This is a genomic window from Actinophytocola sp. (assembly GCF_035942955.1).
In the GTDB taxonomy this organism is placed as follows: domain Bacteria; phylum Actinomycetota; class Actinomycetes; order Mycobacteriales; family Pseudonocardiaceae; genus DASYTH01.
Window position 1 is genome coordinate 40,657 of sequence record NZ_DASZCQ010000171.1, and the last position, 10,001, is coordinate 50,657.

A 10,001-nucleotide genomic window follows, 5' to 3' on the forward strand; every position below is an offset into this window, starting at 1 on the left:
TACATATGGGCGGAATCTTCATCAGCTACCGGCGCGGGCCGCACGAGACAACCGTGGGCGCACTCGCGGATCGCTTGCGCCATTATTTCGGCGAGGACCAGGTATTCGTCGACACCCAGCTGACCCCCGGCGCCGAGTATCCCAAGGAACTGTACGCGCGACTGCTCGACAGCGACGTGTTGGTCGCCGTGATTCACGATGGCTGGGTCGACGAGTTCGAGGGGCCACGGCACAAGGACTGGGTGCAATTCGAGATCGCCACCGCGTTGACGAAACACAAGCACGTGGTGCCGGTCCTGCTGGAGAAGGTCGATCCCCCGCAGCACGGGCAACTGCCCGAGAAGATCGTCGACCTGGCCGACAAGCAGGTGGCATACCTGCGCGGCGCGGAGTTCCGCACCGACGTCGACGAGTTGGTGCGGCTGCTCGAGCACCACGTCGCGCCGGTCGATGTCCGGGCACCCGAATCGGCGACGCCGGCGAAACCGAAACGGGTGGGCCGCCAAATCACCGCGTGGGCCACCGCCCTGTCTCTCCTGGCCCTCATTCTGTTCGTCGGCGACCGAACGGAGGATCAACAGGATTGGGAATGGCTCGCCTTCGCCGCGTTCACATCGACGATGGCGCTGGCTGCCTCGTCAATACTGATGGCCGCTCTCATCCCGGTCCGGCGCCTGACGTACCGGTTGGACGTCAACTGGCAAACAATGTCCACCCGGGAGTTCATGAGCAGAACGTGGATCCTGCCGGCCCTCGCAATCCTTCCCTTGGTATACGGAATGATCAAGACCTGGCCGGGTGCGGACGGCACGTGGCAGGAATGGGAGGTGTGGTTCCTCATCCTGTTGGGCATTTTCGTGCTGTATTTCGGGCATCGATCCTGGCGCCATCATGGTGCACGGCAGAACGCGTGGCCGCCACTCGTGACCACCGAACCGGTGCTGTTCCGGCGGGCCGCCCACCGGTTGCACGAGAAGCTGACCACAGAGCCGGACTGGCGCGGACCACGGACCCGCGCAATTCAGCGGGAAGCGGTGTCGGTCTACCTGGACCTCGCCGAGACCCGGCTGGAGCTGAGGACCAGGGCCACGGTGCCGCTGGGCCGGTGGATCGACACTGGTTACTCCGGGTGGACAACCGCCTGGCTTGGCTGGCTGACGAGCATCCTGGCGCTGGACGGCTTCGCCCTGGGTCTGGCTTTGCACCTGGATGCCGCCACGGCCGGGGCGTACCGGCTGATCGGCGTGACCGTCCTGGCGGCCCTGACCTTCACCGCCGGGATGTCGATCGCCAACTTCTACGCCGACCGCTGGGAGGTGAAGCGGTGGATCCGCGAGCTGACCGAATGGCAAGCCAGGCTCGGGCCGCTGGTCTTCTGCAGGTGATTGGGAGAATCCGTTGAGCGGCAAGATATTCATCAACTACCGGCAGCGCGATGCCGATGGCGAGCTGCTGCCGCACGCGCTTCTGGTCGAGGCGCTGGCCGACCGGCTGGGGACACACTTCGGCCGGGACGCGGTCTACCTCGACATGACGCTGCGCCCGGGCGAGCCCTACCCCGAGGCGCTGCGCGCGAGGGTCGCGGACGCGGCGGTGCTGCTGGTGGTGATCCATCCCGGCTGGCTGGCCGATCTCGGGGCACGGGCCGGCCGCCGCATGGACTGGGTGCACGAGGAGATCGCGACGGCCATCGCGGCGGGCATCCGATTGCTGCCCGTGGTCCTTGACGGCGCCGAACCTCCCAAGCGCCACCAGCTCCCATCGGCTATCCGCGCCCTCGCCGACGCCCAGGCGATCAATCTGCGGTTCGGCTCCCTGGCCGACGGCGTCGCGGCCGCCATTGCCGAGATCGAGCTGATCGTGGCCCCGGACGTGCCGGAGCGGGTGACCGCCGTGGCGCCGTTGCCCGACCGCGGCCGCCTCGTCGTGGTGCTGCTGCTGTTCCTGGCCTCCGGCGTACTCGGCGCCTTCGCCGCTGTGACCGAGACGGTGCCGCTTCCGGAACTGCCGCCCGCCATCGTGACCGCGGTCCTCGCCGGAGCCGTGCTGTTCTACCTCCTCGTGATCCTGGTGCTCGCGGCGTGCGCGTACGCGATCCGGCGTCCGATGGCGTGGATGGACGAGCGCCTGGTGCGAACGCCCAACCGGGCGTATGTCGTGTTCGGCTTCGGCGTGGTCGTGGTGTGCCTGGTGGCTCTCATGGCGGTTGCGGGGTTCGGCGTCGGGGTGGAGGTCCTGCTGCTCACCATCATGCTGTCGGTCGGCACCCTGATCGCGATGGGCCTGCTCTGGTTGCGCAATCAGGAGCGAACGCCCGAGTGGCCACACGCTCCCGCACGTCCCACCCCCCACTGGGTGTGGAAGGCACTTGCGGACCTCGAGCATCGGCTCGACACCTGGCCGGCGCCGCTCCCGCTGAGCCGGCAACGCGAGGCCCTCGTCGCGATGGGCGCGATCCGCGGCGCCCTGGCGACGATGTCCGATCCGTCGTCTCAGACGTTGCTGCGCTGGTGGCGCACCCGCAGCCCGTGGATCACCCTTCCGCATTCCGCGCTGGCCGGAGCCGCCCTGACCCTGGCCACCACGGCGCTGGCGCTGCACTGGACCGCGGATGGCCCCGATCTGGTCAGCACCATGCTGTGGCTCGGTGCCGTCCTGGTCACTATCGGCGCGTATGGGGGTTCGCTGGTCTTCGAACACCGCCGCGAACGCTGGCAGATTCGCACCATTGCCGAGAACGCCCCCGCACGGCTCGCTGCGTTCGAGGAGCGCTTGTCGGAGCTGAGCCGGCCGGGATTGATCGCCGTCCACCACACCACGGCGCGGGTCAAATGACGGCCCCGCGCTCGCCCTCGCCGTCCGCGCAGCGTCGCCAGGCGGCGGTCGATGCGGCCGAGCCGGCCGTCGACCTCGCGGGCCAGCTCAGCGCGTTGCCAACGCTGACGGCGGTAGCCGAACTCGGCCGTCACGACGGCGACGACGACGGCGTATGCCGCAGTGACCAGCGGTGGAGTCAGCGCCAGCGTCGGGAGGGCGGCGGCGATCATCAAGCCCACGCCACCGGCCACCCACAGCGCGTAGCCGCCGAGCACCAGGAGATGGTCGTCGGTGAGCCAGCGCCACCGGCCCCGCTTTCCGTCCTGGCGCACAGCGTCGGCCGCCGAGCGGAGATGCCGCAGGTGCCAGTCGGCTCGTTGGCAGGTCTCCAGCGTCGGCCGGACGGATGCCGGCAGGTTGACCTGCCGGTCCAGCCGGGCGAGCTCCTGCCGGACCTGGACAGCGCGAACCGGCTCCCTCATCCGCAGCGGCCAGTCGTCTTCCCGTTTCCTCTCATCCATGTACCGGCTGCGGATGATGACTGCCAGGTAGAGTGTGGACACGCCGGCGATGAATATCAGGAACGGTATGACGCGGGAATCAACGGGTGAGCCCAGGATCCAGCTGACCGAGAACAGGACGATGAACAGGCCGCCCGGAATGGCCACCCTGAGATAGTAGCTCGTCAGGGACATATCGTGCACGTTGTGCTCGCTGAAATTGATCGGCTTTCTGGCCAGGAATGTTGCCGCCAGACCGATCGTCGGTGCGAGCAATAGCGCCAGCATCCAGACCGAGAGATAGATGGCGGCCTCCCGTGCGGCAGCATTGTCCGGGAGAACCAGGGCCGGCACGCAGAGCGCAGCAAGCGTGAGACCGGCCACCACATAGCTCGGCCATCGGCGGTGCCGGATCGGTGCGACGCTCTCCGGCTCGTCCGGCGACCACAGGGTGAGAACGAATCCGAGCTCCTGGATGAGCCCCATGATGTCCCGGCGCCAGGAATCCAGGTTCACCTTATATCCCTGCCGGTAGGCGACATCGTGGACCGATGGCGGCAGTGTCGCGGCATCGGGAGGATCGGCGCCGTCCAGCAACAACGGAATGATCCGCTTACGCAGTCTCAGCGCGAGCTCCAGCTCCTCGCGAACCCAGTCCACCCCCGCCGGCCGCAACTGCGCCGTCCACTCTGGGTGCATGATAGCGATTACCACGTCGGACTCGGCCAGGCCTTGCTTCAGCTCGGTCCGATAGTCGTCGCCCAGGTCGATGGACCGCTCGTCGAGGAAGACATGATCCATTCCGACGTATTCGGCCAGCCGGTCGCGCAGGGCCATGGCGAACCAGTCCCGATCGGGACTACGGCGGTAGTTGATGAAGATGCCGCTCATTCCGCGCAGACTACCAATCGGCACCGTGTTGCGGGATTGGTATCACGGAACCCACCGAAGCCCGTAGGACAGTCCCGGGGTGAGGTTCAGAAATGTTAGATGGACCTCGCCCGCTTCATCGGCGGACTGGGTCGCCCCGGTCCACGTCAAATCGGACGCATCGCGCTGGAACACTCCGTGGAGCAGCTCGATCCGCGTCGGCAGGTGCTTGCGATCGAAGCGCACGCGAAGGTCGAACAGCTCGCACGGACGTTTCGGAACGCACACGAAATAGGGCGGCATCGCGAGTCCTTCCGGGAGTCGAAAATGGATCGCGAACTCGTGGCGCTCGCCCCGGGTGAGCGTTCTGGGGAGCGCCAGGCCGAAGGCGTGGCGCTCCCTCGACTCCATCCCGCGATCGATCAGGGTGCCGCCGTAGAAGACGTGCGCGTCGAACAGCCCAGGCGGCACGGGCAGCGTCACAGCTAGGTCTAGCTCGGCCAGCTCACCCTGATCCGAGACGATCCGGCGCTGCTCGATGGCTTCCGGACGCTCCCGGTCGAGTGCGAGCATCACCCGTAGCTGGGTGGTATGCCAGCCATTCTCCGCGGCGGGGGACGAGCCGGGCGGCGGCGGTGCTGCCGCCCGGATGGTGGCGAGCTGGGCCAGATGGTTGATTCCCTCGTCGATCCGACGGCGCGCGGTTCGCGGATCGCGGTTCAGCCGGCTGGCTGCCCAGCTTACTCGGTCCTGGTACAGAGGAAGGCGAGCATCGGAGTATATTGCGAATGCCGCCAATACCGCCGTGCGAAGATCCGACGGCAGGTTTGCCGCCAGGCCCTCCAGGCGCTGGATGACCTTCTGCCGTATCATCGCGGGCCCGTCATCCTCGGCGATGTTGCATACCTCGCGCAGCGCCGGCCCGACCCGTTCCCCGATGCCGCTGGCGAACACACCACGTCCCTTGCGCAGCGCTTTCAACTCCTTGACCAGCTCGGCCAGGACAACCATCGCTCCCCTCCGCGTTCAGCGTCGTTTCCCGCTGCCCGTCGCCGCACGGCCGGGGAAACGCATTGTCGGGCGCGCCGACCTGGATGTAGTTTCGGCTATATCCCCAATCCGAGTTGAGATTTTCGGAGAAGAGTCATGACATTCATCTGCTCACTTTCCACGGCCACACGACTCGCGGTCCTGACATTCGTCGCCGGGATTGTCATCGGACTCGTGCTTGGCAACCGGACGACGGACGATCCGAACCATCGGGCGGCAAACGGTACGTCGCTCCCAGTCGTCGCGGTGCATGATCAACCTAGTGGATCTCCATTGTCCGCCCCCTCACCTCGGGTCACGAGCGCTCGACCCGGAGCGTGTTGACGCGCTCCCTGTCGGTGGACAGATTGGCCCCCAGGGGTGGACCATCGATGGACGGCACCTGTAGGCCGAGAGCGGAGGGCGCTTCTATCCGTGATCCATTCTCAGGTCGGTGAACCCGGAAACCTGGTCGGGAACCCGCAGAACGCATTCGCCATCCCCGCTCGATGGGCCCACCGACCGGACCACCGAGGAGATCAGCGCCCGGATGAATCCGTCCAGCGCGGTGCCGGGACTCACGCCGTTCTGGCCGAGGAACGCGCGGAACGTGCCGATCCGACCGATGATGGCTGGATCGGCATCCCCGACACCGAAGGCGACCACGTTCGGACGGACGCTCCAGGACGGGTCGGTGAGCAGCGCGAAGGCTACCGGCCAGGTCACCGGATCGGTCGGCTGGCCATCGGACAGGAAGAACACGGCTGGGCGGCAGACCCGGTAGGAACGCTCCTCGAGCAGAGCCAGGTCCCGACCGATTGTGTCGTGCAGGAACGTGAACACGGCGCCGAAATTGGTCACAGCGCGTGTGGTCAGGCGGGATATCTCGCTGGCCGCGGTCAGCCTTGACAGCGGCAGGAGCACCGTGGGCGACCGAGAGAACCCAATGAGGCAGAACCGGCTTCCGTTGGCGGCGACCGGGTCGTCGCCAACGGCCCGGCGCAGCTCCAGCAGGCTCCGGTTCACGGCGTCGACGTAATCGATCATCGAGAACGACTCGTCACAGACCACATAGATCGGTAATACGTGGTCAGAATGCATTGCGCTCCTCGAACACAACGATCGGCCGGGATCCCTCGAGAGGGTGGTGGCGAACGGTTGACAGATCGTGGATCGAATAGAGACTGCTCAGGTGAGACCCATCGCGGCGGGAACGATGAGGCTCATTGAGCAGGGCGGTGAAATCCGGCCGCGTTATGGGAGGCGGTATGGAGTTTCGGCTGTTGGGCCCGTTCGAGGCATGGCACGAGGGCGCCCCGGTGGATCTGGGAGACCTGCAGCAGCGCTACGTCCTCACCGTACTTCTGTTACACGCCAACAAGCCGGTCACGCCCGAGCGCCTGATCGAGATCATCTGGCCGGAACAGAAGCCGAGGACGAACCTGGTCACGGGCTACATCGCCAAGTTGCGCAAGACCTTCCGGCAGATCGGTGCCCGCGACGTGAAGATCGAGACGACGCCAACCGGATACGTGCTGCGGGTCAACGAGGAGCAGCTCGACACCGCGCGCTTCGACCGGCTGTGCACCGAGGCCGCCGCGGCGAGGCAGTTCGGGGACTCGCACCGGGCGGGCCGGCTGCTGCGCGAGGCGGTCGGTCTGTGGCGGGGCCGGTTCCTCGAAGACCTCGACATCGACCGGATCGGTGGCAGCGAGGTGATCCCGCCGGACGATGCACGCGTCGACGCCGTCACCGACCTGGCAGAGCTTGAGCTGGAGGCGGGCGACTACCGATCGGTGCGGGACCGGCTGCGGCCGGTCGTGCGAGCCGACCCCAGCCTGCAGCGGCAGGCGGCGCTGCTGATGCGCGCCCTGCTGGCCAACGGTGACCGGATCGGAGCGATGACGGTCTACCAACGCTCCCGCGAGACGCTCGACGAGTACGGCATGGCGACCTCCCCGGAGCTGCGCTGGTTGGCCTGGCTGGTCCAGCATGGGGAGCAGCGCAGCACGCTGCCGCCACGGCCGGCCCGGTTCACCGGCCGCGCCGAGGAGCTGGCATCGATCGAGTCAGCTGCGCGATCTGACGACGTCCGGGTGATGTGGCTGAGCGGCATGCCGGGAGTCGGCAAGACCGCGCTGGCCATCGAGGCGGCCCACCGGCTGAGCCACCGATGCCCGGACGGTCTGCTGTTCGTGGCGCTCAATGGTTTCACCCCCAACGTCGAGCCGACCACACCCGCCGAGGCGCTCGCCCAGCTCCTGCTCGGCCTCGGCGTACCGGCCGAGCAGGTGCCGCCCACGATGAGCGGCAGGGCGGCGCTCTACCGGGCGCGGCTGGCCGGAACGAAGACGTTGATGGTGCTGGACAACGCGGCGACCGAGGATCAGGTGCGCCCGCTGCTGCCCGATACGTCCGGGTGCCTGGCGATCGTCACCAGCCGCAAGGTCGGCGATCTTGAGGCGGGTGCCAACATCCGGATCGGCCCGTTGCCGGCCAACGACGCCGTCGACCTGTTCCGCAACCTGGTCGGTGAGGAGCGGTTGCGCGGCCGGGCGACGCAGGTCACCGATGTGGTGCACCGGTGCGGCCGGCTGCCACTGCAGATCAAGGTCGTGGCGTCCCAGTTCCGCCGGCACGACCGGTGGCCGCTGGAGCATCTGCTCCGGCTGCTGGCCGAGACCGGTCCGTGGAGCTCGGCCGGCGGTTTCGACCAGGCTGGGATCATCGCGTGCACCGTGTCCTACCACCAGCTCGACGACGCGCAGCGCACGCTGTTCCGGTTGCTCGGGTTGATTCCCGGCCAGGACCTCAGCAGGTACGGGGCCGCTGCGCTCGCGCACTGCGACCCGGCGCGGGCCCGCGCACTGCTCGACGACTTGCACGCGGTGAGCCTGCTCGAGGAGACCGTGCCCGAGCGCTACCACATGCTCGACCCGCTCAAGGACTTCGCCGTGTCGGTACCGCATCCGGCCACACCCCACGAAGGGCAGGAAGCTCTCGAGCGCCTGCTCGACTTCTATCTAGTCACCACGGCCTCGGCGATCGCCGTCGCGTTCCCGTTCGACCGCGCTCAGCAGCCGACCGTCGACCGGCTCTGCCCGGTCGCGCCCGCGTTCGCCGACCAGAAGGCCGCGCTGGCCTGGCTGGCGACGGAGCGGACCAACCTGGTGGCCGCCGTCAGGTACGCGGCCGGCCACGAGCGCCGGGAGCACACCTGGCAGCTCGCCGTGCTGCTGTGGCGCTACTTCAACACGACCGGTCACCTCGAGGACTGGATCGAGACGCTCGAGCTGGCCAAACGGATCGTCTTGGCCGACCCGGCCAACCGCTACGGGCAGGCGCACGTGCTGCTGCGGCTGGCCCTAGCGCACCGGCGGGCCGGGCGGCTCACCCATGCCCTCGAGCTGGCCGCGCAGGCGCTGCCTCGGTGGGTGCAGCTCGGCGACACCCGCGGCGAGGCCGACACGCTGTGCGCCATCGCCAAGCCCACCATGGAGCTGGGCGACCACGACCTGGCGATCGCGCACTTCGACGCCGCACTGGCGAAGTACGAGGAGATCGGCGACGCGCATGGCCAGGCCAACGCGCTAAGCATGCTCGGCCACCTCAACGAGCTGCGCGGCAACCTGGTGGTGGCGCAAGCCCAACATCGGGCCGCCGTGCGCCTGCTGCGCACGGTCGACCACACGCAGGGACTGGCGCACGCGCTGGACAACCTGGGCTGTGTCCAGCAGCGGCTCGGTCGGCTCGACGAGGCGTTGGTCAACCACGAGGAGGCCTACACCCTCGCCGTGGACATGGCCGACAGCACCGCGCAGGCCTACGCCCTCAACAACGTCGGCAATGTGCACCGGCTGCGCGGCCGCCTCGACGACGCGGTGCGGTTCCAGGAGCGCGCCAGGACGGTGGCGAACGGTGTCGCCGATGCGCATCTGCGGACCCAGCTTTCTCTCGACCGGGGCACGACTTTCCGGGCCCGCGGCGAGCATCAGGCCGCCCTGCGCGCCTATCAGGCGGCGCTGGACCTCGCCACCGACGCCGGAGACCGCACCCACCTGGCGCACGCCAACCACGGAATCGCCCAGGTGATGCACGCGATCGGCAACCACGAGCGGGCGGTCGACTACTGGCGCGCCGCCCATGCCGAGTTCCACGAGCTGCACCAGCCGGAAGCCAATGAGATCCAGCGGGAACGAGACCTGTTCAGCTGCGCCTGTGCCGCCGTCTAGTTGTTGCGGGTCATGACGTTGGTGTCGGCTGGTGGGGCCTGAGGCGAGGGGACGGGTCTTTCGGCGGCAGGATGAGAAGTGCGACCAACTCGTCCGCCGAGCAGAAAGACCCGTCCGTGCATCACCGTAATGCCCCGTTGTCTGTCGAGGGCCGCCGTCGGCTCGTCGCGCGTTGCCAGACCCGCCCGATCGCCCAGGTCGCTGCCGAGATGGGCATCTCCCGCCAGTGCGCGAGTAAGTGGGTCAACCGCTGGCGTCGCCACGGCGAGGCCGGCCTGCTCGACCGGTCCAGCGTTCCGCACCACCATCCCACCGCCACCCCCGCCGAGGTGGTAGCCCGGGTCGAGCAGCTGCGCCGGCAGCGCAAATGGTCCGCTCGTCGGATCGCCACCGAACTGGCAGCGGAAGGCATCATGAGCTTGGCCCCGTTGGCCGGACACGTCGGGTGTGGGGTCAGTGATCTTGGTCTGACCCGGTGTGGAGGGCTTCAAACGTGATGGGGCTGTGCATTCCGATACTGGAGTGTCTCCGTTTCGGGTTGTACCAGCATTCT

Annotated in this window: 5 protein-coding genes and 2 pseudogenes; 4 read left to right on the forward strand and 3 right to left on the reverse strand. The window is 67.8% G+C overall.

The window, feature by feature from the left end:
• Positions 1 to 5: 5 nt before the first annotated feature.
• Positions 6 to 1,385, forward strand: a complete 1,380-nt coding sequence (locus VGX25_RS17405; RefSeq protein WP_326918855.1) for a toll/interleukin-1 receptor domain-containing protein — start codon at positions 6 to 8, stop codon at positions 1,383 to 1,385.
• A 13-nt stretch (positions 1,386 to 1,398) separates the two neighbouring features.
• The gene (locus tag VGX25_RS17410; protein ID WP_326918856.1) at positions 1,399 to 2,835 is read left to right on the forward strand and encodes a toll/interleukin-1 receptor domain-containing protein; all 1,437 of its coding nucleotides are present in this window, start codon (positions 1,399 to 1,401) and stop codon (positions 2,833 to 2,835) included.
• 1,061 nt (positions 2,836 to 3,896) lie between these two features.
• On the opposite strand, the pseudogene VGX25_RS17415 reads toward VGX25_RS17410, so the two are convergent.
• From VGX25_RS17415 to VGX25_RS17425, 3 genes and pseudogenes are all read right to left on the reverse strand, one after another.
• Positions 3,897 to 4,208 (reverse strand): annotated as a pseudogene (locus VGX25_RS17415) (toll/interleukin-1 receptor domain-containing protein); the annotation flags it as partial.
• A gap of 42 nt (positions 4,209 to 4,250) precedes the next feature.
• Positions 4,251 to 5,198 (reverse strand): hypothetical protein, encoded by a 948-nt coding sequence (locus VGX25_RS17420; RefSeq protein WP_326918857.1) that lies wholly within the window; start codon positions 5,196 to 5,198, stop codon positions 4,251 to 4,253.
• A 447-nt stretch (positions 5,199 to 5,645) separates the two neighbouring features.
• Positions 5,646 to 6,263: a hypothetical protein gene (locus VGX25_RS17425; RefSeq protein WP_326918858.1), complete on the reverse strand. Its 618-nt coding sequence runs from the start codon at positions 6,261 to 6,263 to the stop codon at positions 5,646 to 5,648.
• Positions 6,264 to 6,484: 221 nt separating this feature from the next.
• On the opposite strand from VGX25_RS17425, the gene VGX25_RS17430 reads away from it, so the two are divergent.
• Both VGX25_RS17430 and VGX25_RS17435 read left to right on the forward strand, forming a co-directional pair.
• Positions 6,485 to 9,448: an AfsR/SARP family transcriptional regulator gene (locus VGX25_RS17430; RefSeq protein ID WP_326918859.1), complete on the forward strand. Its 2,964-nt coding sequence runs from the start codon at positions 6,485 to 6,487 to the stop codon at positions 9,446 to 9,448.
• A gap of 116 nt (positions 9,449 to 9,564) precedes the next feature.
• Positions 9,565 to 9,924: pseudogene (locus VGX25_RS17435) on the forward strand (helix-turn-helix domain-containing protein); the annotation flags it as partial.
• Positions 9,925 to 10,001: the final 77 nt, after the last annotated feature.

What these genes read in the sequence shown, in the direction of transcription:
- VGX25_RS17405 (WP_326918855.1), top strand. Translation starts at nt 6, where the DNA reads ATGGGCGGAATCTTCATCAGCTACCGGCGCGGGCCGCACGAGACAACC.
- VGX25_RS17420 (WP_326918857.1), bottom strand. Translation starts at nt 5,198, where the DNA reads ATGGTTGTCCTGGCCGAGCTGGTCAAGGAGTTGAAAGCGCTGCGCAAG.
- VGX25_RS17425 (WP_326918858.1), bottom strand. Translation starts at nt 6,263, where the DNA reads ATGATCGATTACGTCGACGCCGTGAACCGGAGCCTGCTGGAGCTGCGC.
- VGX25_RS17430 (WP_326918859.1), top strand. Translation starts at nt 6,485, where the DNA reads ATGGAGTTTCGGCTGTTGGGCCCGTTCGAGGCATGGCACGAGGGCGCC.